At 58.7% G+C, this 24,513-nt stretch carries 20 protein-coding genes; 13 read left to right on the forward strand and 7 right to left on the reverse strand.

Going from position 1 to position 24,513, the window contains the following annotated elements:
* Window positions 1-432: 432 nt before the first annotated feature.
* Window positions 433-1,440, forward strand: coding sequence for an SAM domain-containing protein (locus XI05_RS26690; protein WP_271507312.1), 1,008 nt, complete (start codon window positions 433-435; stop codon window positions 1,438-1,440).
* A 104-nt stretch (window positions 1,441-1,544) separates the two neighbouring features.
* Here the strand turns inward: XI05_RS26690 and XI05_RS39835 are convergent, their stop codons facing one another.
* Together XI05_RS39835 and XI05_RS26695 are read right to left on the reverse strand one after the other, a co-directional pair.
* The gene (locus XI05_RS39835) at window positions 1,545-1,793 is read right to left on the reverse strand and encodes a PilZ domain-containing protein (RefSeq protein WP_442869319.1); all 249 of its coding nucleotides are present in this window, start codon (window positions 1,791-1,793) and stop codon (window positions 1,545-1,547) included.
* Between the two features lie 1,794 nt (window positions 1,794-3,587).
* Window positions 3,588-4,277 carry a hypothetical protein gene (locus tag XI05_RS26695; RefSeq protein WP_271507313.1) on the reverse strand — a complete coding sequence of 230 codons (690 nt, stop codon included), beginning with the start codon at window positions 4,275-4,277 and terminating at the stop codon, window positions 3,588-3,590.
* Between the two features lie 201 nt (window positions 4,278-4,478).
* Between XI05_RS26695 and XI05_RS26700 the strand changes: the two genes are divergently transcribed.
* The 3 genes from XI05_RS26700 (at window position 4,479) to XI05_RS26710 (ending at window position 7,717) form a co-directional block, all read left to right on the forward strand.
* Window positions 4,479-4,685: a hypothetical protein gene (locus tag XI05_RS26700; RefSeq protein WP_271507315.1), complete on the forward strand. Its 207-nt coding sequence runs from the start codon at window positions 4,479-4,481 to the stop codon at window positions 4,683-4,685.
* Between the two features lie 1,285 nt (window positions 4,686-5,970).
* The gene (locus tag XI05_RS26705; protein ID WP_271507317.1) at window positions 5,971-6,147 is read left to right on the forward strand and encodes a hypothetical protein; all 177 of its coding nucleotides are present in this window, start codon (window positions 5,971-5,973) and stop codon (window positions 6,145-6,147) included.
* Between the two features lie 1,303 nt (window positions 6,148-7,450).
* The gene (locus XI05_RS26710) at window positions 7,451-7,717 is read left to right on the forward strand and encodes a hypothetical protein (RefSeq protein ID WP_271507319.1); all 267 of its coding nucleotides are present in this window, start codon (window positions 7,451-7,453) and stop codon (window positions 7,715-7,717) included.
* 147 nt (window positions 7,718-7,864) lie between these two features.
* On the opposite strand, the gene XI05_RS26715 is transcribed toward XI05_RS26710, so the two are convergent.
* Entirely contained in the window at window positions 7,865-8,053 is a 189-nt protein-coding gene (locus XI05_RS26715) for a hypothetical protein (RefSeq protein WP_271507321.1), read from the reverse strand.
* A 106-nt stretch (window positions 8,054-8,159) separates the two neighbouring features.
* Window positions 8,160-8,462, reverse strand: a complete 303-nt coding sequence (locus XI05_RS26720) for a hypothetical protein (protein WP_442869320.1) — start codon at window positions 8,460-8,462, stop codon at window positions 8,160-8,162.
* 686 nt (window positions 8,463-9,148) lie between these two features.
* On the opposite strand from XI05_RS26720, the gene XI05_RS26725 reads away from it, so the two are divergent.
* The 8 genes from XI05_RS26725 to rlxS all read left to right on the forward strand — a co-directional run bounded on the left by XI05_RS26725 (window position 9,149) and on the right by rlxS (window position 17,161).
* Complete coding sequence (locus XI05_RS26725; RefSeq protein ID WP_271507323.1) at window positions 9,149-9,709, forward strand: cytochrome P460 family protein; 561 nt, start codon at window positions 9,149-9,151, stop codon at window positions 9,707-9,709.
* A gap of 17 nt (window positions 9,710-9,726) precedes the next feature.
* The gene (locus XI05_RS26730) at window positions 9,727-10,107 is read left to right on the forward strand and encodes a nuclear transport factor 2 family protein (protein ID WP_271507325.1); all 381 of its coding nucleotides are present in this window, start codon (window positions 9,727-9,729) and stop codon (window positions 10,105-10,107) included.
* A 770-nt stretch (window positions 10,108-10,877) separates the two neighbouring features.
* Window positions 10,878-11,201, forward strand: a complete 324-nt coding sequence (locus XI05_RS26735; protein ID WP_271507328.1) for a DUF736 domain-containing protein — start codon at window positions 10,878-10,880, stop codon at window positions 11,199-11,201.
* Window positions 11,202-11,314: 113 nt separating this feature from the next.
* Window positions 11,315-12,118 (forward strand): DUF2285 domain-containing protein, encoded by an 804-nt coding sequence (locus XI05_RS26740; RefSeq protein ID WP_271507330.1) that lies wholly within the window; start codon window positions 11,315-11,317, stop codon window positions 12,116-12,118.
* A 148-nt stretch (window positions 12,119-12,266) separates the two neighbouring features.
* A complete protein-coding gene (locus XI05_RS26745) occupies window positions 12,267-12,488 on the forward strand; it encodes a helix-turn-helix domain-containing protein (RefSeq protein WP_271507334.1) in 222 nt (73 codons plus the stop codon).
* Window positions 12,478-13,017 carry a S26 family signal peptidase gene (locus XI05_RS26750; protein WP_271507336.1) on the forward strand — a complete coding sequence of 180 codons (540 nt, stop codon included), beginning with the start codon at window positions 12,478-12,480 and terminating at the stop codon, window positions 13,015-13,017. Before XI05_RS26745 ends, XI05_RS26750 begins: the two co-directional genes overlap by 11 nt.
* A gap of 428 nt (window positions 13,018-13,445) precedes the next feature.
* The gene (locus XI05_RS26755; protein ID WP_271507338.1) at window positions 13,446-14,459 is read left to right on the forward strand and encodes a methyltransferase; all 1,014 of its coding nucleotides are present in this window, start codon (window positions 13,446-13,448) and stop codon (window positions 14,457-14,459) included.
* Between the two features lie 734 nt (window positions 14,460-15,193).
* Entirely contained in the window at window positions 15,194-17,161 is a 1,968-nt protein-coding gene (gene rlxS / locus XI05_RS26760) for a relaxase/mobilization nuclease RlxS (protein ID WP_271507339.1), read from the forward strand.
* A 69-nt stretch (window positions 17,162-17,230) separates the two neighbouring features.
* On the opposite strand, the gene XI05_RS26765 is transcribed toward rlxS, so the two are convergent.
* The 3 genes from XI05_RS26765 to XI05_RS26775 form a co-directional block, all read right to left on the reverse strand.
* Window positions 17,231-19,828 (reverse strand): DUF2235 domain-containing protein, encoded by a 2,598-nt coding sequence (locus XI05_RS26765; RefSeq protein WP_271507341.1) that lies wholly within the window; start codon window positions 19,826-19,828, stop codon window positions 17,231-17,233.
* A gap of 59 nt (window positions 19,829-19,887) precedes the next feature.
* Window positions 19,888-20,442 carry a hypothetical protein gene (locus XI05_RS26770; protein WP_271507343.1) on the reverse strand — a complete coding sequence of 185 codons (555 nt, stop codon included), beginning with the start codon at window positions 20,440-20,442 and terminating at the stop codon, window positions 19,888-19,890.
* A 261-nt stretch (window positions 20,443-20,703) separates the two neighbouring features.
* Window positions 20,704-21,864, reverse strand: a complete 1,161-nt coding sequence (locus XI05_RS26775) for a Fic family protein (protein ID WP_271507344.1) — start codon at window positions 21,862-21,864, stop codon at window positions 20,704-20,706.
* A gap of 616 nt (window positions 21,865-22,480) precedes the next feature.
* On the opposite strand from XI05_RS26775, the gene XI05_RS26780 reads away from it, so the two are divergent.
* Window positions 22,481-24,508 (forward strand): conjugal transfer protein TraG, encoded by a 2,028-nt coding sequence (locus tag XI05_RS26780; protein ID WP_271507346.1) that lies wholly within the window; start codon window positions 22,481-22,483, stop codon window positions 24,506-24,508.
* Window positions 24,509-24,513 lie beyond the last annotated feature (5 nt).

The raw sequence follows: 24,513 nt of genomic DNA on the forward strand, positions 1-24,513 counted from the left end.
TCCGACCAATCTGCGACGTGAGGATTCTCCTTGCCAACCCGGAGCCGTCCACACATGGCCCATCGGCGAAGTTGCGCCTCGGCGGTCGGTAGTCCGCTCCTTGAGCCAAAGCGGACCAGATTTGCTCAACCCGAGTTCTTCGCGTTTTGACCCTGGCTGTGTAAAACCGCGAAAGATCGAGAGACGGCTAGAATTACATTCTTCAGTTCGTTCTCTAAGTTGAATGCGCTTGCGAGGTTGACCGGACCCTAAAGAGCCATTAGCCCGCTCCCTCAGGTATGCTACCCTGATTTTTGGCCGAGGGGCATCCGGACGCTGCCGTCATCGTTGCTTCTGTGGGCGGACGAGGTGGTTGAATAGGTTGCTGATTTAAAGCTTGTTGATGCTTACTGCGCTTCTCTTCAAAGCCTGATCGCTAGCTGGGGGCTCGCAATGCAGCTTAAGCAATGGCTTGAAACCAACGCGGATGTTCCAGATATCCCCGTTCCGGGTGCGATGCCCAACATCACCTTTAGTCAACTCTACGCGAATAAATTGATTGATGCAGGAATACAAGACGACGAGCGAGATCTGCCGAAGGTTGGCCTAACCTGGGAGGACCTGAAGGAGATCGGTGTCGCAGTCGGTTATCGCCACCGCATCCTTAAAGCAATTCAGAAGATTGCCCCGCGCGAGCTAAAGCGCGATGGGACTGACGACGCTAAGGATCGCCACGACCTAATAAAGCGATTTGTTCCTATTGCCCTCAGCGTGGGATTTGCGGCCCGTCTCGTCGACATCGATTGGATTAAAAAAGGCACGCCAATTACCTATGACGAGTTAGAGCAATTAGCTCGGCTTTTCACTGGGGTCTTCGTCGCGGTAAGTGGGTGGGAGTGGTATCATCGAGACCTGAGATGGCATCCATTAGATGATGCCGGACGGTTCTTTGTAGACGTGGCGGTAGTTATCACCACTATCGTCTTCCTCTATTCCGCAAAGGATCCAGCACATTGGTTCGGCTTCCTTATTCTGATTTTCGCTCTCTACCTGTTTTGGGACGCTCTCACCTTCCGGCAGTATAAACAAGACTTCTATCCTTCAACGAGCGACCTGGGTTTCTATCCGCTGCGCGGCCCTATCAGTGATGCTCTTTGGACGTTCTACTTCATCGCGCTAGCGTACGGAGCGTTGTGGCCCTTCTCGAAATATGACTATCAGACGTTCGTTGATTGCCTTTTTGTTTTCCTAGGGGCGCTCTCCTTGCGCCTCTTGGCAAGCAAGCCGAAAAAGATGCCTGACGATACTTGGAAAAAAATGAGTTCCGGTGAACTGATCTGGGCTGCTCTTTGGCGAGTGTTGGTGGTTCTTGGACTTTTAGCGCTATACGTTATTGTATCGGCGTTGCATTTTGCGGACTATGTCAGTTTACTCGTGATCTACGCAAAGTCCCTTTTGTAGTCCGACCTGCAATGACGGGGGCCGATACGCGAGGAATATCAACAAGTGGGGGTGATCTGATCGACGACACACATGCTGGCAGGACGCGAACTTCGAGGACGGCATCACTCTGAGAGAAACGCCACACCTATCCGGAAGGGTGCCCGCCAAGCCACTCGGCAGGGCAACTTTAGACCGTGCTCTGTGATGATCAGAGTGAACCTGGCGGGAATTCGGTCTGTTGTATCCAAGAATTGCAGCGCCGCGCCCAATGTTGAGATATCGCGGATCGTGCAGGAGATCTTATCTCCGGCTCTCTCTATTTGCGCTGGCATAGCCGCGCGAAAGCGTGGGGCGTTACGCGTCTCTACCATGAGTTCAACTGCGATTGCAGTCCCTAGATCGATCCGTATTCCTCAACGCTCTGATTGATCCAAAGCAGCGCCGCCCGGCTATCCAACCACAAAAGTTGGTCTTCCTCCCCTTCGCCGCGAGTAGTGCAACACGAAACAATTCTCGCCATATCGGAATAACGGGTCGTGCGCTCGGCGCTCGGTTAAGGTGTGAACGTCGAATGCGGATACTGGTGCGTAGCAATAAGCTTCATGACTGAAACCTGCTTAGAGTAGCGCCATGCAAAGCGGAGCCCAGTTGATCAACCATGTGACGGGCTCTCTCGACGCTATTAATTACTTCCTCCGCTTGCAGAGTGATCTGACGGATACTCGGATCGTCTTTGAAGTCAGACAGTGTAATTGAATGCACCTGTTAGTAAGATCGAGTAACCAGAGAGTACGTCGCATGTCGTCTTGGCTCTGAGATCTGCTTCATGCAGCTCAGACAGGACGCTTGTAAGTGCTTGGATCCGACGAACAGCGGGATGAGATGTAGGACGTCTTCGACCGCGCGGGAAATCGAGCACCTTGGACACCGATGTCCTCCAAATTCTTGAAATATAGGTAGTATTACGGAAATCATTTAATGCTTCATAAGCTTCAATAGAAATGGCTATCGGTTTTCGGCGAAGCAGCAGAGCCTACCGAGAAGCAACCCTCATAGTTCGCCGCAACTCGCCGTACATCCGCTGCGCGTCCCGTTGCAGCGGCGGGTCATGTGGAAGCCTGGACCGATCTGCGAGGCAGGCACCCTCGCAAATCGCGCGTGGCATAAGTGCCATCACTTAGAGGGACGATCCTAATCTGAAACCGCCGGGCAGTCCCCGGTGATGCCTATTGCTACAGTCAACTGTTCTCTTCGTGGCTCCAACAGCCGGCCGCGACCAAGGCTTGTCACATGGCTCATCTGCGAAGTTGCCCGCGTCTGACGGAGGTCTGCTCATCGCGGCGAACCGGACTACATTTGCTTGGCCTGAGTTCTTCCCAGATTGACCCATTGCGGACCATAGCGGCGCGCCGGACTACGGAGGACCCCACCCAACGATTATTGTCGCCGGTTTCTGTACATTGCACCCAGTGTACCAGCTACCGACCCAAGGCACAGAGGCGCACCAACGCCGATCATTCCCCAGAATGCGAGTAGCAGGAGGTGAGCTGCCAAACCTTCTCCTATGACGTCACCTCGTAACCAAAGAGGTGCCGCTGCGGTCAGGAGCAACAGAGACCCGGCAACGGCGATTTTCATCCAAGATGTTGAGCGTGGATCACGCCGGGCGAAGTGAAATGATCCCCATGCGGCCGTGGAGGCAAGGACCGTCCATAGGATGCCAAGTGAAAGCATAGAGAGACAACATCCTCCAATCGGCTTCCATCGATAGAGAAGATTGGTGCACAAATCTTCGTCCATCAGATTAAAAATCCGAGCAAAATCCGTCCATCACTCTCAAGTCGGAGGTCGGCTCCTGGCCCATGGCTACCCCGAGCTCGTAGCGTCGCGAGGTCTGCTTCGTGAGGATAACCTGAACACGGCCATGCAAGCTCGCCAAGGCGGGCTTTGACCCGAAGCGCACTCGTTATGCTCGGTACCTTCGCGTCGCGTAAATCGCTACATTCGGGTCTTATTCTGAGGCGTTTGGGGCGAATGGCACGGATCGCAGCAATCAGGTGAGTGAGGTTGGTCGCTAGCAAAACGTTTTGCGGCGGCCTGAATTTTAGCACATCGTAATAAGCGCCGCGCTCTACGATTCGGCTGTTGCCGGCAAATGGGTTAATCTACAGAATCAGCTTTTCGATGACAGTCGGACTATAGACCACACGGAACGCAGCCTCGCATTCCTGATATTGCAACTCGGCCGAAGGCTCCTCGGGGAAAAACTCGCGGTGTAGGAAGTCCGTACAGGTCGTCAACGTGTCTGAGACAAATACCGCTGTGCCATCCTTGCGTTTGATAGTGGCGACGATCGTTGTTGAAGCCGCGAGACCACTACGGGCGATGAGGCCATCTGTCCGAGATGCGGCGCTCTGAACCTGGACTGAAGGACGGTCGAGATACCGATGCTTGCCGGCATCTGCTACGTCCCGCAACAAACCCAGCGCCGGACATCTCTGTTCGAGAGCTTGAGTGAATGAGCGCAGAGAGTGATGCCCGTCGGGGTGTTCGGCAAAAATCCATTCTTGCAAATGCCAAATGGAAGCTGCAGCGTGAAATATATTGCGAGCCGTCTCCTCGTGTCGACAGGCGATATAGTCTGGGATCACAACGAGCTGCCAAAAATGAGCGGATGTTGGGAAGGCCGAATGAATTCCAATTCGCTCTTCAACGGCAGAAGCGGTGGCGCGCGAGATTTGGAAGCTCTTCGAAGACCCGGCAGCCAAAGTGAAAGTTGGTGGTGTTTGGTGCGGCGAGTTCTTGCGAGGTGCCCCCCCATTGTCCAGCGCGCCATAGATGGGGCGTTCGAGCAAGCTGCGGTCGAGTTGGACTTAGCTCAACAGCTTTGCGCGGAAGGTACTCACCAGCACACGCGATACGGTAGGCTAGCCGCCCGGATTCGTGCCCTCGCCCAATCCCAACCCGCGAACGACCAGCAAGGGGAGCAAGCGGCGTAGCCTTTGCCGATGCTGGCACTTGGTTTAAGCTTGGACTTTCAGCCAAGAGGTCAAAACATGCCTCTACCCAATATTGAGCAACGGAAGTTCCTGGAAAGCCTACTGCACGTCAAATCCAAGGTTCTTTGGGGAGCTGAGATAACGCCAGATATTCAAGAATTGGTTCGATGGGGTTTGGTGCGGGAAGTATCGCTATTCCACAATGAAAGCGGCTTTGCACTGAGCAATGAAGGCCGTGAATTCATCGAGAACTTGATTAAATGAAGCCCCGCCTTTGGCGCTATACCCACCCCCCGCCCGAGGGCTAAAGAGGGGTGCGGCTACAGACACGGGCTTGCGGAGAGAGCGGTGCTAGATTCTGCACTGGCGCCGAAACTGGTCAAAGGCTCAGAAGGCCGAGGAGAATAGAATTCTCCAATTCGTCAGGGGTGGCTCGCAACTGGCTCGGACGCCATGCCCCGGAGTGCCCTTTAGTGCCTTCTGACGCATCCAGCGAAACTGCTAAGCCATTGAACGGACTCAGGTGCGCCCACTGTACTGAAGCTTTGTAAACCGAAGGTCGAGGTCAATACTGTTAGCAGCTCCACCTTAGATCGATGTGGCGCATCAGATCGATGTGGCGCATCCAGACGCAAGAGACCAACTCATTCTCATCAGGACAAACTTAGCTTGCGTGCACTGGGCGCGCTCAGCATCGTTCATCAACCCGAAATGGACCTGAGCCATTCAGGTTAAGGTTCTGAGGTTTCAGGCGAATGCCTATCACCAACACTCGGCCTAATTTTTCTCCACGTGGCTAAGACGGCAAGTTTTTTTGGGAGTTGCCGCTCCGATCGGATCGCGTCGCAGGAATGGTCGGCGAAGTGCGGTTTAAACTGCGCGCATGCTTACCGCATCCGAACAGCAATTCGACTCTTAGTCTTGAGACGCGGTTGATCAGATGAAGATCTTTTCTACTGAGCGGTGGCGATCCGGTGGCGACTCTGCCAAACAGGGCGAACAACCAACTTGGAAAGACGAACGGATTTCGGCCCGAAATCAAGAGGTTAAATGGTCGGAGCGAGAGGATTTGAACCTCCGACCCCTAGTCTCCCAGATGCGCGCACTTCTTTGTTCTCGTTGGGTAATTTTGTTGACCGGGAAAGACAGGCCGCTTTGATCCGGCAGCGATTTTTAGCAGAAATGGAAACCGAGCTGAGAGCGATGGTCGGTTCTTCTTGGCGGCGACCGAATCCGACGGGGGCGCATGCCACGGATGCGGCCGCCGGCCGTGGCGGGAATTACGCAAAAGGCCCCAGCCGGGGCTGACGGCTGGAGCCTCTTACTTAGTGTACCCGGGTTGTTAAGCCCTTAGACACGTCCAATGAACTCGCGATCCCTGCTCGGGTTTCAAATTGGCAAAAAAAGCGCAGGGCAGCGGCCACAACAGATGTGCGGCTTACAGCCGACACCTGCCTTCGGCAGCAGAATACGAAACCCGGCCGTGACCAGTTTTTGAATGTGGAACTATCTTCCCCCACCTGCGTTTAGGCCGGTTGAGGGAACCCAGATGAAATTGCTGACCGAATATCTGGACCACGCTCTGACATTCGAGCGCCTAGCCGCTGGGGAAACAAATCCGGAGACCAAGGCCCAATTCGAAAAACAGGCCGCCGCTTATCGCAAATTAGCTGCCGACAGAGCGATGCAATACGGGCTTCCGCTCCCGAGCCCGCCCGAGAAGTAAGGCCGCCTCAGTTGGCGGCCTCCCTCACCGGCCACCCCGCTGGGTACGAACTTTGGTACACCGGGCCGTTCACAGCGAAGCGTGCGGTGACGGCATGCTCTGGAGCTATCCTCGTGGCAAGGGCGGCGGACTTCAATAAGACGCCTGCATCCCTGCCGAGCTGCGGGCGATGCCGCGGCAGCAGCGACGTAGCCGTGAGCGAACTGGTCAACGCTCGCATCGATGGGACGGTGACGATGTACCGGTGTCGATGTGCGGGTATGTGACTTGGGACGATCGCCCGGGGCCGCGCCGTCACCAGAGGCCCGAGGACGCCCCTTCATGACGCGCGGCTCCGCCGCTCGGAGAACCGCCTAAGGACGGGCTCTGGCTGAGGCCGTTGGGGTCAGCTCTGACTTCAGGAGGCTTTTGGGGACGCCGAGACCAATTGCGCTCCCGCGTGCACAACGAGCGAGCGCAGCCCGAGATACGTCAGAGCCGAGACATCCCTGATGCGATTTCCTGTGGAGGAAAACACAGGAGCCTTGCCCGCGAGATACCCAAATGACCACCCCTAAAATTGCGAATGATTCACTCATGTAAATTCCCGAATCAGGAACAAGGTGTTTGTTTGCGGCATCCTTCGTGACGGGGAGGTCACAATGCCTCATCGTTTGTACCGTGCGCTAGAGCGGGAGTGCCAGGTGCAGGCTGCCTTCACCCAGCACCAAGAAACGAGAGAGGAGTTAAAGAAAATGCAAAGGGAATACAAAGCCACTGCCGATCGGCTGGAGCGGCAATTGTCTGAGGCGGATCGGCCTCCTGATGTGCGATAGGTGCATCAGCATCGACCAAGAGCTTGCCGCCCTTAAACGTGTCCAGTCCCTGATAGACGATCAGCTAGCGCTGGCCCTGATGGCTGAAGTCGTCAAAGAACTTGATACAGAGAGGGCTACCCTGCATTGGCATCAGAACAAGACGACCGAGTAAAGCCGCCTCAGTTTTGGCCGTCTGTTTAGATGTCGCCTTGCCCGAGGCGGGTAGCGCCTCTAATTCGGCCGCACCTCTTCCTTAAGACAATTCGGCGGTCGCAAGGTAAGCCTTACCGAGCGTCATCGCGCGCACAGTGAAATGATAGCACCGGATGGAGGCGAAGGATGGATGATCGCGAGAAGCTGTCTGCGCTGCGCCTTCGGCCCCACGTCGTGCTGACAAATCAGATTGGGTATAGCTTGCTCTTATCACCGGCTGAGGCTTTGCCGTAGGCGTCGGTGGCTGAGAGACGGATAGCGCTCCCGCCTGCATAGGCATTGGGAGCGAGACCATGCTGTCCCGAGATGGAATCTGCCGACCATCGGCTTACGATCAAATTGAAATCGAGCGCCTGCAAAAACTCGTCCAAGAGACGATTGACATCCTGAATCGGTGTCCGCAGCCTGATATATTCCTTGGCCGCAAAACCTATGAACCGTTTCCTTGGGAAAACGATGCACCGATGGAAAAAGCGCAGTTACGTGAGGAGTGGAACGTTGCCAGAATTCCTGGACACGCTGCACATCCGTGCATTGGCAGCCATCACGAAAAGTCGTGAGTTGCAGAGCGAGAAGAAGCGCTTACACCGTGAGTACGTCGAGCACCGCAGAGCGCTTCAATTCGCAATCCTCGAAAGCGCCATGGCGCGGATCGACCGACCGTAAAACTCCGGTTCGGGACGCCCCGGTTGGGTGGTCCGCCATCATCACGACTCGCGCCGTTTTCGTCCCGCGCTGACAAGGCGGTCGATGCGGGCATGGATGTCCTTCGTGCGTTCGGCTGCGGCCAGCGAGCGATGGCTGGATAGCGGCTCGATACGCGTGTTGTCCCACAGCACAAAGCGACCTTCAGCCGCTCTGATCACGTAACGTGAGTCCGCGATAGGATCGCTCATCTTTCTTTTCAATGCTGTTCTCCAACCGAAGAGCGCAGGGACGTCGATCCGCTTTCGCCATACCGGTGAACAAGAATTGCTTCGATCGCTTTGTCGAGCTGTTCGATCAAGAACGGCTTTCGCAGCACCGGGTAGAAGCGGAAAGCCTCGGGCAACGCGGGAGATACGTAGCCAGCGCAAACAGAAACGGCAGCTTCCGTCTCTCAAGGACGTGGACGATGGGTAGAATGAGGCGCCCTTTGACGCTGACATCGAGGATGGCAAGATCGAGCTGAGACGACTCGGCTATAGGCTGAGCATCTTCGATGCTCCCTGCTTCTGCGACGACGCGATGGCCAAGTTCTTCGACCATTTCAGCGATCATCATTCGGATGAGCGCTTCGTCTTCGACCAAGAATATGTCCAGCATGACGGAATCGGCCTTGTGTCCTCCTCTAGGCGGAAGCGTCAAACAAAGGGGGCGCCGTCCGCCCAGACGAGTTGATCGCATTCCATGCAGCGGTACACTGCCATCAGGCAGCCACTACGTTGGTCTAACAGTGTCAAATATGGATCCAGTGGTTCGCCGAACTTGTGGGGGCAAACCAGTTGCTGAGGCGTCGGCTGCAGGTCTTCTGACCGTATCATCCCGCGTGTCCTCGTGTGACAGGCGGGAGTGCTCGTCTCTCTCAGCCACCGGCGCCCAGGCTGGCCGCTGCCGGTGATGGCAGCATCAATGCACCAAAACCGACGCCCCTACAATAACCTACGACAGCACGCACAAGCTGACCGAGTTAGCCGCCGCTATCATCGTGGCAGGCCGCCTCAACTGACTGATGCACCAGCACTCTCAGCCGGGCGCCCCATGGGATTGTGCCGCACCGGACGAAGTTGTACGTTGGTGTCCGTTCGACGGCTGACCGACACACGGAAGCGCTACCGCGAACGCAAAGCCCGCCTTGCCATGTGGCAAGACCGCTTCGCGTCTTACTAGGCGAACATCCCGACATTTCTTTTGTTTGCGACTCGACCCGGCTTAAGTGGGCTGCTGACTGCTCAGTACCACGCGAGAAGTGGCCCAATCACGTCCACATCAACCATTGGCGCGAGACAAACATGAAAAGAGCAAAACTCTCTGCGATGGTCTTCGCAGCAACAAGCTTATCAGTCATGGCGGGCATCGCTATTGCGCAGCAGGACAAGTACGCATTGAAAGTGCCTGGTGGGCTCGAGTTCGCCGAGTTCAGAGGATATGAAAGCTGGGAAGTCGTAGCTACCAGCCACAGCCCTGGGCTCAATTTGATTGCGGTGATCGTTGCTAATCCGGAGATGATCGCCGCCTACAAGGCCGGCGTTCCTGACAATGGAAAGCCGTTTCCCGACGGGGCCAAGATGGCGAAAATACATTGGACCCCGAAGGTGAACCAGTACTTCCCGGATCAAACGGTTCCGGGCGCCCTGCATGACGTGGACCTCATGGTGAAAGATAGCAAGAGGTTCGGGGACAGCGGTGGCTGGGGATGGGCGGTCTTCGAATATGACAACGCCGCTGGTACGTTCCGGGCGGGGACTGAGACAGACAAGCCACCGCAGGGCAATGACGCAAAGTGCGGTCTCGCATGCCACACCCTAGTGCAGTCGCGGGACTATGTGTTCACGGAGTACGGAAAGCGATGAGTCGTTGGGAGGCTTGAATGGATGATCGCGAGAAGCTGTCTGCCCTACGTCGCCATTGGGACGCTTCGGATGCCAGCGAATTCGAGACTGAGCATGAAATCTATTGCGAGGATGCGGTGCTCGATTATCCTCAATCTGGTGAACGCATCCGCGGTCGGCGAAACATCCAAGAAAGCCGGTTTCTACAGCCAAACAAGAAGCGCTTTGCAGTGCGGCGAATCCTCGGCGGCGGCGACCTATGGATTACAGAGTTCGTCCTGACTTATGACTGCATACCATCTTACTCCATCAGCATCATGGAGTTTCGGAACGGGCGCGTGGCTCACGAAACCCAGTATTTTGGAGACCGATTCACCCCATCCCCCTCGCGTGCCCATCTCGTTGAGGCACTGAACTGATCGTCTGCTCTACATACCCTATGTTGCTCCGGACGTCAGCTCATGGCCCTTCAGAGACCTCGGGGGATGTCCGCTTTTTCGCCGCTATTGGAGGTGGAGCGGACAGCGGGGCGACCAGTTGCTTAATCAGTGCACGCTCTAGACCGCAGCAAAAAACGCACGGCCGCCGCGAGCAGATCTGGTAGGTCGATGCGCGTTGGATAGCTCAGCGCAACCACGCTGTGCTCGCCTCGGCCTGACGCACCGCCAAGGCTTGACGAGAGCTGCTTCAGCGCCAACTCAGCCCCGCCAGCGACGGGCCCATATACTCTTTGTCGACGTTCTATCCCTGGCAGATCGCGCCCGCCCGATGTCGGTGCCCAGAGGGAATGATCCCGAAGTCGGAATGGGTCTCGGCGGCTTGCCGCAGTTCGGATGATGCAGAAGCGGGCCAGTAGCGACACCTGTCCGCCATTGTAGCTGCGAGATCGTCTTTTCCGCCGGACCGGGGTAGCTTGTCCCCCTGTTGTCAGCGGGGCCGATCCCCTTATGCGTGGCAATGAGACTTATGGGAAGCGCCCGCCTCTCAAAACCTTCCCGGCCAGCTTTTTTCCCCGCCGGACGGAAAAGTCCGGCTCCTCGCGGCCGCTTCGCTTCAAAAAAGCCGTCGGCTCAGGTGCTCCGCATGCGCTGCGCCCCGAAGACGGGTTCGAAGGCGTTTCGCTTCCCATCACGGTCTCGCCATCGCGAGGAGATCGGCTCCTCGCGGAACAACAGAAGAGGACAAGACCATGACCGCGATCGGATACGTCACCAAGAACGACAATGGCAGCTACAAGGGCCAGCTCAAGACCGTCTCTATCCGGGCCGAGATCGACATCATCCCGAACCGCGACAAGACCGCCGAGACCCATCCCGACTTCCGCGTCTTCACCCAAGGCGTCGAGATCGGGGCAGGCTGGATCCGCCGCGGAGAGAACAGCCGCAAGGACTATGTGAGCCTGTCGCTGGCAGCGCCCGAGTTCGGACCACGCAAGCTCTACGCCAATCTCGGCCGCGCCGCCGGCCAGGACGACGACAGCGTGTTCGCGCTGATCTGGAATCCGGCGGACTGACGCCGGCCGGCCCCCGCGAGAGCTGCTCGCGGGGGCCGATCTCTTGCCCCGTTTGGACAGAACGATCCAAAGTTGTATAAGTACTCAAGTGGGGAGTAGTATTGAAACGTCCGATGAGTTCGAAGGCAGGTCGAGACGACGATCGCGCAGGTTCTGGCTCGCCCGCGCCCTATGATGGCGGCGACTGGGCGTGGGAGTTCTTGCGGCGGAACGCCGACTACATCGCCGAATGGCGACGCAGCGTACCTCAGCATTTGCCGTGCATCACGCTGAACGATGGCACGAAGCTGTTGCGGCTCAGGCGGCGGTTTCCGCAAGCAGAGAAATGGGGGCTTTATGCCTTCGCCGACCCAAGACTCTGCGCTCACAAGGAAACTGCATTCTGGCATTCCAACGCTTTGAAACGGGTGGTGCGCCTCAATGCGAGGAAGACGAACGAGGCCGAAGCGAACGTCCGGCGGCTGGCTGATTTCAACGCCGAGCGGCATGCGGTGATCGGCGTGGACGGGGTCCCGCTGGTCGTCATGAAGCGCAATGGCGTCCGTGTTCCCCTCGAAATCCAAGGGTTTCCGGTGCTGACCGCGGCGTTTACGCCGGTTTATGAGCTGCACGATCTCGATGATCTGACAGCTCAAGCCGAGCTTCTAAGACGTCTCCAGCGCTTTACTGACGCCGACTTTGCAGCGTTTCAAAAGCCTCCCATCGCAAGCGACGAGCGCCTGCACCAGGCCCTGATCGCGCTCGATGAGAGCCTGAAAGGCAAGACCTACCGACAGATCGCAATCGCGATCTTCGGAGAGAAGAAAGTCACTGAGGAATGGCACGGGCATAGTCAATTCTTGCGCGATCGCACGCGGCGGCTCGTGTCCAAGGGAACCGAATTGATGAAGGGGGGTTACCGGGACCTTTTGAGCTGATCTGATTTTTTCCTTCTCCTTTGACGAACTTTCCCCGCGCGGGATGGCGAAAGCTCGCCCGCCATTTTCGCCACTCCACAAAGTGCCCCTGATCGGACGACGCTTCTTCTTGCACCTCTCGGTTGTACGGGTGTGGAAGGAAAGCTGGATGACGACGAAAGCTGACGACAAGGAGCCGGACAAGCCGTTTCTCAACACTGTGGAGGCAGCCGCCTGGCTCAGGCTCACCAAGAACACCCTGGAAAAGATGCGGGTCCAGGGCAGGGGACCGGCCTACCGCAAGCACGGACGCTATGTCCGCTATCACATCGATGACCTCGTCGAATGGTCGCATGCGAGCAAGAGGAGGTCGACCTCCGATGCCGATTGATCGCACGAGACTTTGGCGCCAGGCCTCCTCGCTCTCGGCCATGTGCGTCGGCATCATCACGCTCCTGATGTCGTCCGCCCCCGCGGTGCCGGTGCTGATCTACAACGCCACCGGCAGCGCGCCGCTCGGCTTCTACTATGTAGAGCCGCGACTGCCGGCGCGCGGCGAGCTCGCCGTCTTCAAGCCACCTCCCGGGATCGAGATCCTGATCATCGCGCACGAGATCCTGCCAATGCCCGTGCCGCTCCTGAAACGGGTCGAGGCGACAGGCGGAGACGAAATCTGCCGTGCCAAGGATCCGATCGGCAGCATCTCTATCAACGGAAAAGTCGTTGCCGAGGTGCTCAAGAAAGACCGGCAGGGGCGACCTCTGCCGGTCTGGGAGGGCTGCATGCGGCTCGTGGAAGGAGAATTTTTCCTGCTGCAGCCCCATCCGAATTCCTTTGACTCGCGGTACTTCGGGCCGGTGCTTCGCTGCGATATCCTGGGCGTCGCACGTCCGCTCTGGACATGGAATCCGGATATGTGAGCGGTTGGTTTTACGGGCGCGTGTCTGCAAGAAGGCGCGCGCCCGTCGTGTTTCTTGCTCGGCTCAAGCCCATTCGGCAGCACCCGTGTCGGGCCGGTTGGGCAATGTCTCCCAGCACAGGGCCTATCAAACCTCCACGACGAGCGACCGGATCGAGACGTTGATAGTCACGTCCTCGATCTCGCTAGCTCGCGCGCGGGTTGGCACGCGTAAGCCGCTTTTCTCTTGAATGGGGGACTTGAGGGGCGCTGCCCCGTCACCCCCGCAAGACCTTCTTTCGTCCTTTAGGTGCAGCAAGTCGGTCGCACGTCGCAGCTCACGCTGCTCGGTGCAACCGCGTTGCGCACCATCGGATGCGCGCCGGCAAAGCCGGCGCCGAAACAAGCTCTTGCCCCCCGAAACCCCGGTCTCGCCGACGGGCAGGCGGCATGGCGGAGGCCATGCGCGCCGCGCCGATCAAGCGCCCAGCAAGGGGCAACAAGCGAGACATCACGATGGCAAAATTGACGAAGGCGGAGGCCAAGGCACATGCCGAGGCCGTTGAACTGCTCAAGAAGGACGTCCTGACTTACGACGAGCGTGTGTTTGTGCTCGACAATTGGCACGAGGGCGCAAGCCACATCAACGGATCGGCGGGGGCATTCTTTACCCCTTGCGGCCTTGCCGGAGACTTTGCGATCGATGCTTACGGCGGCCGAACCGTCGACCTTTGCGCCGGAATTGGCGCACTCGCATTCCACGTCTACTGGAGGGCCCACCACGCGCGGGGCCGCGACGAGCCACAGAAAGAGATCGTCTGTATCGAGCGTAATCCTGCCTATGTCGATGTCGGCCGCAAGGTGTTACCGGAAGCCAATTGGATTTGCGCGGACGTGTTCGATCTGGACTTGCCAAGCCTCGGTCATTTCGGCTGCGCGATCGCAAATCCTCCGTTCGGAGCCACGCCGCGGATCGGAAGCGGACCGCGCTACACCGGGCGGTCTTTCGAGTTTCACGTGATCGATATCGCTTCCGATATTGCGGATTATGGTGCGTTCATCATCCCCCAGGCGTCTGCGCCGTTCCAATATAGCGGCGTGCAGTGCTACCGAGAACGCAAGAGCGCGGATTATCTCAAGTTCACTGAACAGACCGGAATTCATCTCGAAGCAGGCTGCGGCGTAGACTGTTCTTACTATCGTGACGGGTGGAAAGGCATCGCGCCTAATGTCGAAATCGTCTGCGCCAACTTCGAGGAAATCCCTCGCAACAAGGCTCGATCTTCAGCCGAGCCAGAGGCCGAGCTGCGTGCTCTCTTGGGCAAAAACGGCGTTCCGGTAGAGCGGCAGGACGCGATAATTCGCGACGTCGAGGCCAAAGCCAGGGGCGGAATTCGGTTTGACGAACGTCCCCTCCAGGCGGACTTATTCAACGATCTTGGACCCTACGCGCCCAAGCGCTGACGGTCTTTGCGGCGAATTTCGTCTCGCAAATTGCCTGAGCGAGCCAGGCTGCTGAGCTGGTTCACTCGATCGGCCTCCGTGCGGCTGAAGAACTTCAGCGCTCGTCGGATGGCCCAATGGCCCGTAGTAGAGCGCAGCCATTTTTCATTCAGACGGACCACCTTTGGCCTGTAAGCGTCTGGCTGCTGCACATTGGGCAGCTCGTGATATCAGCCGTCAGTTTCCAGGTTCGCTGGCCCCCCGTGATGGACGTTCGGTGTGCATTCGAAACGCTGCAACCCCATCACGACGCTGAAACTTTCGAGTTTGCTACTAACGGATCTTCGCTCGCGGGGGCAAGAATTCGCGGTGCTGATGGCTATACGGGCGATGCCTTCGGCCCGCGCTCTACTCGTCGCTTCGCTCCTCACCGAGCCACCCTACGGGTGTCTCGGCCCTTCGGGTAACGATCGCTATCGCGAGCGCGCACAAACAGTGGGCTTCGCAAGTCAACTGCCAAGTCGCGGCGGCTCTTTCGCGAGGAAAGCAAAAAAGCGGGAGGGCAAGATAAAAGCACTGGCGCTAAGGAGCGCCTAAGCCGTTGTCTGCACATCCAAGATTTAGCGCTCTCCGTATCTTCGTTGTCACCATGTTCGACCCAGCGCAATGGCGAACTTGGGCAATTGCGTCTGCGTCTTGGCGAACGCCCCTCGGCTTCACATATCGCCGGCTCATTCAGACGTCGGACGCGGGCCATGCGAGAAATCGACGACGAATTCGAGGTGAAGCTTGGACGGATCGGCAACCGGAGGGCCCGCAAGGCGACCAGCTATCTTCGACGCGTCCGCCAGGAGGCGACTAAGGCCGGCGCCAGTGTGCGAACAGGTCCGTCGTTCTCAGGCGGCCGCATCGGCCGCGGCCACGCGCAAGGTGCGGTGTTGGCCGGGCGCGGACGAAGGCACGGACAACGCCGGGTCGTGATCAAGGCCAGGATCGTGCGGATCAAGTCAGGCGACCTCGGTGCCGTGCGAGCTCACCTCCGATACGTCCAGCGCGACGGCGTCACACGCGAGGGCGAGCCAGGGGAGCTATACGACGCCAGCAGTGACCGCGTGGATGGCAAGACCTTTGCGGAGCGCAGCACCGGCGACCGCCACCAATTCCGGTTTATCGTGGCGCCGGAGGACAGCGCTGAGCTGGTGGACATGAAACCCTTCGTCCGCGACCTCATGCGGCAGATGGAGCAGGACCTCGGCACCAAGCTCGACTGGGTTGCTGCCGATCATTTCAACACCGGCCATCCCCATACGCACATCGCTTTGCGCGGCAAGGATGACCAAGGAAACGATCTCGTCATCGCACGCGACTATATCGCTCATGGCTTTCGGTCGCGAGCCGCGGAGCTCATCACGCGGGAGCTCGGTCCGGAAACGGAGATCGAGGTCGCCCGAAAGCTTCAACAGGAGATCACGGCTGAGCGGCTGACGCGGCTTGACCGGAGCATCCTGCGAGATGCCGGGGACGGAGTACTTGAGTTGGGTGCGCTGTCGGGCCAGGAGCCCAGCTGGCAAACGGCGCGCATCGGACGGCTGCGAACCCTGGAGCGGATGGGGTTGGCGGACGAGACTGAGCCGGGCCATTGGCGGATCGACCCTGAGCTCGAGCCAAAGCTCAGACGCATGGGGGAACGCGGCGACATCATCAAGACCATGCACCGCGAGATGGCTACAGCGGGAGTTAGGCGGGCGGCAAGCGACTATGCGATCTTCGATCCGGAAGGAAGCGCGCATCGCCTGGTCGGGCGGGTCGTCGGCGAGGGGTTTGCGGATGAGCTGACGGAGCGCCGCTATGTCGTGATCGACGGCGTGGACGGACGGACGCACTATGTCGAGTTTGGTAGCCTTCGTGCCAACGAAGAAGCGCCTGTCCGGAACACGATCCTGGAGGTACGGTCGCGCGTCGCTGAGCCGCGCGCAATCGATCGCACGATCGCTAGCGTCGCTGCCCGCCATGGCGGCATCTACAGCGATCGTCTGCATCGAGAATTCGATCCGCAAGCATCCGGCGAATATGTCGGGTCGCACGTGCGGCGCCTGGAGGCGATGCGGCGCGAGGGGATGGTCAGCCGCCTTGCCGACGGCAGCTGGAGCGTAGGACGGGATTATCTGGACCGGGCGCTCCAGTACGAGAAACTCCAGCAAACACACAATCCGGTGCGGGCCGCGGTGCTGTCATGGCAACCGCTCGAGGATCTGCCGCAGGCGCTGGGTGCAACCTGGCTCGATCGCAGGCTTGTTGGGAAGGAGTCTGATGAGCTCGCATCGACCGGCTTTGGGGCGGAGGTGGAGACCGCGCTCCGAACAAGACGGCAATGGCTGATCGAGCAGGGGCTCGCGCGAGAGCAAGGCGGCCAAGTGCGTTTTGCTCGGAACATGCTCGAGACGCTCGAGGCGCGCGAGCTGGCAAGGACTGCGGCCGACATATCCGCGCGCTCCGGCCTTGAACATGTCGAGGTCAAAGCCGGCGACAAGATCGAGGGCGTCTACCGGCGCATGCTAACACTGAACAGCGGGCGATTCGCCCTGATCGAGCGATCCCATGAGTTCGCGCTGGTGCCGTGGCGGCCGGTGCTGGAACGGGCGCGCGGTCAACTGGTCACCGGCAGTGTTGGCGGGGAGGGGATATCCTGGTCGATTGGCCTTAAACGCGGCATCGGCCGTTGAGGCTGCGGCCAAGGGCTCTCTGGTCCAGCACAACCTTCGCCGACGTGGCCGATCCTTCGCCACTTCACCTCACCGGCTTTCAACGGTGATCCTGGCCCTTCCGCTGCTGCCGATCCAGTCGGCGAGGTAAGATTCATAACCCCACCAGCCAAGCATGGGCTTGTTCAGATAGACGAAAAGTTCGCCGTCGCGCTTTGGCGTGAGGACTTCGGCAAGCTGCTCGGAATCATCGGGTATCGCATACTCGACGTCGTTGGCCCGAACGTCATCGTTCTGGTTGGGTGGCGCGCGGTCGAGGAAATCCTCCTCGTTACCCCTCGCACCGATGCGAAACATGATGCTTCCCCATGGGCGGTCGAACGTGTGGCGGAACGGATAGAGCAGGGCCATCGTCGCTGCCTTGAAGAACGGCAGACGGCCTATCGGCTGTCCGCCCATATAGGACTCTTCGCCGAAGAAGCTCCACTTGCCGGATGGGGGCTTCGTCTCGGGAGCAGGGAGCCGCTGGACGACAATTCGATAGTCCTTGCCGGTCCTGACAAATACGCCGGTCGAGATGCAGATATTGTTCGGCAAGTTGGTGGCCGATGGCGATGCATCGAAGACCACCTCCGTCTGTTGCTTCTTCCTGCCTTTTTCCGTGCTGCCTGCCAGTCCGGTCGTCTCGGTGCAGAAGCTACCGAAGCCGTCGCGGATGTTGAAGAGGTAGTGGTTGCCAAATGCAACGGCCAGATACAGGATTCCAATCGCAGATAGCGCAGGGGCTAGGTAGAACTTAAATCCTCGAAGCAGCGCCTGATATATTTTTGATTGCCGAAGTTCTCGGACAGCCACGCTGGGAAGGAAATAGAACACGAGGAATGCGCCAAGAACGGCGCGGATTGGCTGCGCAGTATAGGTCAGCAGAACGTCCTCGTAACTCGCGGGCAGACGCAGCCAGTTGAGCAGCGGGCGCTCGAATTCCGGGTACAGAAATAGGTAGAGAATGCTGCCGGCGAACAGGATGGTCAGCAAGGGCGAAGCGACCTTAGGGATTTTCGGTTCGTCGGGCTTGTTGCTGTCCGGCAAGAACCGCGTCCACAAGATTCTCATGCTGTCATTGATCGAACCTTTCAGTCTGGCACTGACCGAAATGAGGAACGCGACAAGCGAGGCCCAGATGACGAACCATGCCGGATCCCGTGCGTAGGCGTCGATCCAGCGCGAGGCCATACCTGGCAGGAAATTGCCAATGATCCGGATGGTATCCGACAGGAATCGAAAGGAGGTGCGGAGCTCCTGGAACGGGTAGCTGTCCCTGAACAAGGGATAGAGCAGGAGATAGCCGGTGACGAACACCGTCAGAAAATAGATTGCCCGGCGCCGCCAGACGATGTCCCAGATGCCTTCTTGCTCCCAGTGCCGGTCTATGGAGGGCTTTCCTTCCGAAACGGCTGAATCATTCGGAGCGATCGTTACTACGGTATTGGAGATCATTGGCCCCGACGGCCAATAGTTGACATACGGGTCGGTCGAGCGAACAACCTCGTACTCTTTGGGGAAGCCGATAGGCGCATAGAAATGCGCGCCAAGCTTGATCCTGCCAAACACCGCTTCATGGATCTTCGGGACTGGTTTGGGATTTGGTGTGCCGTTGGCCGCGGTGGTTGCGGGCATCGCATCATAGAAGTCCTGGATCTTCCGAGGACTGTAGCGGTAGTAGCCGCCAAGCCCGCTACGGGAGTCGTAGAGCCTACCGTCCTTGTCCTTTGCGGACTCGGTGCTGATGAGCGCGTCGGGCTCGGCGTCGGGCATGTCCTTGAAAACGACGCCGGCCTGCTTGGCCTCCGACATCATCCACGCCAGAGAAATGTTTGCGAGAGAATCGTCAGGGTAGCCGCCGCCGACGTTGGAATGAACGCCGGTGAACCAGACCTGCAACAGCCGCTCGTCACTGGAATGCCGGCTTGATCCGCTCAGCTGCGTATTGGTCGTATCTTCATCCCAAAGGACTGGGTGGAACGTTGCTCGCTCGTCGTCGATTGCCAACGCATGGCGAGCTTTGAGGATCTTGGGATTGAATGTCTTGTTCGGCAGCTCGAGTGGCCAAAGCCAGTCGTTGACGCCGCGCGTCATTTCATCGATCGGCAAGCCATAAGCTGCAACCGTGTCCCACACGCCGACGAATTCGATGGAATCGACCGTGCGTTCGCACGGGGTGTAGAAGCGCTTATCGAGCCAGGACTGGACGAGGCGAAATGGATACTGGAGGTTCCATACCGGATATTTGTCGTGACGATAGGCGCGATAGGCGGCACGTGCCTTCCGATCCAGTTCTGCCTCGTTGGCGAACTTGACGAGCCCCTGATTGAGCACCAAGCCAACGACTATCCGAACGGTAAAAGCACCGCGGCTGAAGCCAAAGGCATAGATCTTGTCACCGTCTCGGTAATTGCGGCAGAGGAATTTGTAGAGGTTGAGAACGTTGCGCTTCAGGCCATAACCGAAGGCGCCGCCGAGAATGGCAAGCGGCTTGAACGATGAAGTGCCGACGCCGTCATCGTAGATCGCGATCTGATCGGATGTCTTGAGATCGAGCGACTGAAAAGTCCGCCAGACATTGGTTCGCCAAACCTTGCCCGCTGCGTTGCCCGTGCCATCCGATAGCAGAACGATATTCTTGGACATCGGCTTCCTCCAGACGAACAGGGGTGAGCAATTGATCAAGAGCAATTACAGGTGCCGGCTCAAACAGGCCGGCCCGGCGGAAAAAGGAACAACAGCAGGTTCAACGCACCAAGGAATGCGAATTGGCCGATCGCCATTGTCACAGTGGCGAGCTTGAGAGCGGTGAGCGTAGAGAGTACTCGGAACGAGTCAGGGGTGAGCCTGATCCACAAGTTCAGGGTTGCCGCGAGGCCGGCATCTTCCGCGAGATCCGATATCATGTAGAAGGCGGGGAGAATCCACCAGATCCACGTCGGAACGGCCGAAAGGAAGCTTAGCCGTTCAGCGAGCGAGGTGGATGCAAGACCAAGAAATAGCCCAAGACAAATCAGGAAGAGGATGTCGAGGGGAAATAGGACGGGAAAGACATATCCGCGGATCGCCTTTGCATGCTTACTGTCTGCAAGCCAGCGAGCGAGAACTGGCTCGCTCAGAACTTCGGTCTGAGAGGGAATATATTTGAGCCGCTCGAGAAATCGCTCCGCGACGTCCTCGCCATATCGTGGGGCGACAAAAAACTTCAGCGCAAGGGTCAACGCAAGCGTCAGTCCGAACAGAACAAGGATCGTTCGCACAAATATGCCCTCGTCAAAAAAAATCGGTCTTCGATCGAAGCCGCTCTCGCCCGTAATACAAACCTTCCGGGTACCTTCTGAGGGGCGGATCGGTCCCTAGCCTCAATGCAATTTATCGATATTGTCACACTTTCAAGTTGCTTGGCTAGATCAATGCAGCTTTTCCTCAGAACCCAGGCGGGCGCGCTATATCTGATCGGTGGCAGGAAGTACCTGATCAGGCAGGTAGGTCCTGTTCCCCAGCTCCCGGCCGGGTAGGGATCATGGTGGGTCGTCGCCAGTCGGGCGATGTGTTGCGCGTCCTGGCGCAACGGCGCTTAGGGACACGAGGGAATAGCTCGTACTCCTCCCGCCGCCCTCGTCCTTGACGAGGATACCCCGATTGACGAGACCTTGGATGTCGCGCAGGGCGGTATCGGGCGAGCACTTTTCAATCGTTGCCCATTTGCTCGATGTCAGTTTGCCTTCGAACCCGTCCAGCAGGCGGTTCAGCATATCGCGCTGCCGCTCGTTGATTTGAGCCGTGGAATGGCGCTTCCAGAAGTCGGCTTTTTCGAGCACGGCTGCGAGAGTAGTCTCGGCGCCACTGAAGGCGCGGTCGAGACAGCCCAGGAACCACTCAAGCCAGGGTGTGATGTTGAGATCGCCTTTCTGCGTGGTCTCCAGCAAGTCGTAGTAGGTCTTCCGCTCGCTCCGTATCTGGGCCGACATGCTGTAGAAGCGTTGCGGGATCCCTTCGGAGCGGGCAAGCGACATGTCGGCGATGGCACGCGCGATACGTCCATTGCCGTCCTCGAATGGGTGGATGGTCACAAACCAGAGATGCGCGATCGCAGCCTTGATGAGTGGGTCGATGTTCTCTTCGGTATTGTACCAGTCGAGAAACGCAGTCATTTCGGCATCGAGCTTGTCGGCAGTCGGTGCTTCGTAGTGCACGCGCTCACGTCCGTAGTCACCAGAGACGACCTGCATCGGTCCTGACGAGGCATCGCGCCAGGCTCCCACAGCGATCTTCTTCATGTTGCTGCGGCCGGTCGGAAACAGCGACGCATGCCAGCCAAACAACCTTTCCGCCGTGAGTTCTGCTTTGAATCTCTGAGTAGCGTCGAGCATCATCTCGACAACACCCTCGACGTTGCGATCGGCTGATGGCAGAGCGCCCGCGTCCATGCCGAGGCGACGCGCCAGTGAAGAGCGCACCGCGTCCTTGTCGAGTTTTTCCCCCTCGATTTCGCTGGACTTGAGGACTTCCTCGGTCAGGCTCGTGAGGACAGCCTCCTCCTGCTGGGGGAAGCCGAGCGCCTGCATCCGACCGATGAGCTGGCCCTGGCGCAGCCGCACGGCCGCGAGCTGCTTCGCCAGGGCGTCGCTGTCCCAGGAAAAATGAGGCCAATCAGGTAGTTGGTGGATATAGTCGGGCATTCCCCGCACTCCTTGCGGAGAATATGGCGGCTTTTTCCCGCAACCGCAAGGTTAATTACCGCAAAATATGCGGAGAATAGAGGCGGTATTCTCCGCATCGGACCGGACCCGCCGGCCCGAAATAGGATCCGTTGGACTCTCCGCCTGACGCCCTCCTTTGAACTTCGATTAGGCATCCAAGCCGCCGGCGGATGGCGCTGGGTGCTGTCTGCATCGCCATAGACGTTAACCGAGGGGCTGCGCGCGAGTTCGCGCGCTTATACTCAATTCGCGAAGTGAGTATAACGCGCCGTTTTTCAGACACTCGGTCGATGCGCACCGTCGAACATTGCGATCGAGTAGGGCGGTCGATTCGTTCTCTCTCAATCGGTACCGGCTCGTGCGCGGCGCACATCGAAGCGAGCTCGGAAATTGATCCAGCTTGATCACGCCGTTCACAGTCTATTGAGCTGCTTCCTCAAAGACGCCGAGATTGGCGCATCAACGATGTCGCATCGATCGGCTTGATCGACACGGATCTCGTTGCCGCAACCGATTTTTATTCAGGTTGAATGCGAAGGCGTCTGCCGCTTTTCATCTCGCCGCGCTCGGTCGCGAGAGTTGAGTGGGGCAGAAAATGTTTCCGGCGAAAATCTATGTCGGCCAAATCGCCGTCGTGCTCGGCATCGTTGTCGTCTCGACCTGGGGCGCGACGCAATGGACTGCCGCAGCTCTCGGCTATCAGCAGCGCCTCGGTGAACCCTGGTTCCTGATTGTCGGCTATCGCGTCTATCTGCCCTGGCGGTTGTTCGAATGGTGGTTTGCCTATGAGGCCTATGCGCCCGAGGTGTTCGAGGAGGGTGGAGCGATTGCCGCAGCTGGCGGCATCGCAGGCGCGCTTTTTGCGATCGTCAATTCAGTGTGGCGCGCGCGCCAAAGCCAGTTGGTGACGACTTACGGTTCGGCACGCTGGGCAACGCCGAAGGAAATCAAGGCGGCCGGCCTGTTCGCGTCCAAAGGCGTATTTCTGGGGCGCCTCGAGGACAACTATCTGCGCCATGACGGACCGGAACACGTCATGTGCTTTGCGCCGACTCGCTCGGGCAAGGGCGTGGGGCTGGTGTTACCCACATTGCTGTCGTGGACCTCGTCTGCGGTGGTGCACGACATCAAGGGCGAGAACTGGGAGCTGACCTCCGGCTGGCGTTCGGCGTTCTCGCATTGCCTTCTGTTCAATCCCACGGATGAGCGGAGCGCCCGCTACAATCCGCTGCTCGAGGTGCGTAAAGGGGCGGCCGAAGTCCGCGACGTCCAGAACATCGCCGACATCCTGGTCGATCCCGAAGGAGCGCTCGAACGCCGAACTCACTGGGAAAAGACCAGTCACTCCCTGCTAGTCGGCGTCATTCTTCACGTCCTTTACGCTGAAGAGAAGAAGACGCTCACCCGCGTCACCGAGATCCTGGCCGACCCTGCGCAGTCCTTTGAGAAGACGCTCAGGATCATGCTGGCGACCAATCACCTTGGCACCGAAGCGGAGCCGAAGGTGCATCCCGTCGTCGCCGCGACCGCACGAGAGCTGCTCAACAAGTCCGAAAACGAACGTTCCGGCGTGCTATCGACCGCCGTAAGCTTTCTCGGGCTCTACCGCGATCCCGTCGTCAGCCGAAACACCGAATCCTGTGATTGGCGCATCGCGGACCTCGTGAACGCCGAGAAGCCCGTCACGCTCTATCTCGTCGTTCCGCCGTCGGACATCAGCCGGACCAAGCCACTGATCAGGCTGATCCTCAACCAGATCGGCCGCAGGCTGACCGAGACGCTGAATACCAGGGCAGGCGAGCGCACGCAGCGCCAACTCCTGATGATGCTGGATGAGTTTCCCGCGCTCGGTCGGCTCGACTTCTTCGAAAGCGCGCTCGCATTCATGGCTGGCTATGGCATCCGCGCCTATCTGATCGCCCAGTCGCTCAACCAGATTGCAAAAGCCTACGGCGAGAACAACGCGATCCTGGACAATTGCCACGTCCGCATCGCCTTCGCCGCCAATGACGAGCGCACCGCAAAGCGGATCTCGGATGCGCTGGGCACCGCGACGGAGCTACGTGCACAGCGCAACTATGCCGGCCATCGGCTCGCTCCCTGGCTCGGCCATGTCATGGTCAGCCGTCAGGAGACCGCGCGTCCTTTGCTGACACCAGGCGAAGTGATGCAGCTGCCGCCCGACCAGGCCATCGTGCTGGTCTCGGGGCTGGCGCCGGTCCGCGCGATCAAGCTGCGGCACTATGAGGACGCAAACTTCGTCAGCCGTCTACGCAAGCCGCCGTCCTTGGCGGGCGATGCTTACGCCGATCGGCCGCCAGCCCGCAGCGACGATTGGCGCGGCGAGGTGCGCACCACGGATCTTCGCCTTGCGACCCTGCCGTATCGCGAGCTCATGCAGACGGGCGGCGAGGAAGGCGGCCTCAAGCAGCAATTGACGTTGTTCGACGAGGCCGCGCCCGCCGCGACCGAGCCGCGTGCCTTGGAGGAGCGCTTGCTCGACGACGAGACCGATGTCGCCGCCGACCGCAACCAGATGCAGCAGGCCACAGGCACGTCAAGCACCGTACGCCGCGCCCATGCCGTCACCCGCGACGACGACGATCTTCTCCCCTCATTTTGAAGAGT

The organism is Bradyrhizobium sp. CCBAU 11357 (genome assembly GCF_028128865.1).
GTDB lineage: Bacteria > Pseudomonadota > Alphaproteobacteria > Rhizobiales > Xanthobacteraceae > Bradyrhizobium.

Bases quoted from the DNA above. Each gene is read 5' to 3' on its own strand.
- XI05_RS26690 (WP_271507312.1), top strand. From the start codon at position 433: ATGCAGCTTAAGCAATGGCTTGAAACCAACGCGGATGTTCCAGATATC.
- XI05_RS39835 (WP_442869319.1), bottom strand. From the start codon at position 1,793: ATGGTAGAGACGCGTAACGCCCCACGCTTTCGCGCGGCTATGCCAGCG.
- XI05_RS26700 (WP_271507315.1), top strand. From the start codon at position 4,479: ATGCCTCTACCCAATATTGAGCAACGGAAGTTCCTGGAAAGCCTACTG.
- XI05_RS26705 (WP_271507317.1), top strand. From the start codon at position 5,971: ATGAAATTGCTGACCGAATATCTGGACCACGCTCTGACATTCGAGCGC.
- XI05_RS26710 (WP_271507319.1), top strand. From the start codon at position 7,451: ATGCTGTCCCGAGATGGAATCTGCCGACCATCGGCTTACGATCAAATT.
- XI05_RS26715 (WP_271507321.1), bottom strand. From the start codon at position 8,053: ATGAGCGATCCTATCGCGGACTCACGTTACGTGATCAGAGCGGCTGAA.
- XI05_RS26720 (WP_442869320.1), bottom strand. From the start codon at position 8,462: ATGCTGGACATATTCTTGGTCGAAGACGAAGCGCTCATCCGAATGATG.
- XI05_RS26725 (WP_271507323.1), top strand. From the start codon at position 9,149: ATGAAAAGAGCAAAACTCTCTGCGATGGTCTTCGCAGCAACAAGCTTA.
- XI05_RS26730 (WP_271507325.1), top strand. From the start codon at position 9,727: ATGGATGATCGCGAGAAGCTGTCTGCCCTACGTCGCCATTGGGACGCT.
- XI05_RS26735 (WP_271507328.1), top strand. From the start codon at position 10,878: ATGACCGCGATCGGATACGTCACCAAGAACGACAATGGCAGCTACAAG.
- XI05_RS26740 (WP_271507330.1), top strand. From the start codon at position 11,315: ATGAGTTCGAAGGCAGGTCGAGACGACGATCGCGCAGGTTCTGGCTCG.
- XI05_RS26745 (WP_271507334.1), top strand. From the start codon at position 12,267: ATGACGACGAAAGCTGACGACAAGGAGCCGGACAAGCCGTTTCTCAAC.
- XI05_RS26750 (WP_271507336.1), top strand. From the start codon at position 12,478: ATGCCGATTGATCGCACGAGACTTTGGCGCCAGGCCTCCTCGCTCTCG.
- XI05_RS26755 (WP_271507338.1), top strand. From the start codon at position 13,446: ATGGCGGAGGCCATGCGCGCCGCGCCGATCAAGCGCCCAGCAAGGGGC.
- rlxS (WP_271507339.1), top strand. From the start codon at position 15,194: ATGCGAGAAATCGACGACGAATTCGAGGTGAAGCTTGGACGGATCGGC.
- XI05_RS26765 (WP_271507341.1), bottom strand. From the start codon at position 19,828: ATGTCCAAGAATATCGTTCTGCTATCGGATGGCACGGGCAACGCAGCG.
- XI05_RS26775 (WP_271507344.1), bottom strand. From the start codon at position 21,864: ATGCCCGACTATATCCACCAACTACCTGATTGGCCTCATTTTTCCTGG.
- XI05_RS26780 (WP_271507346.1), top strand. From the start codon at position 22,481: ATGTTTCCGGCGAAAATCTATGTCGGCCAAATCGCCGTCGTGCTCGGC.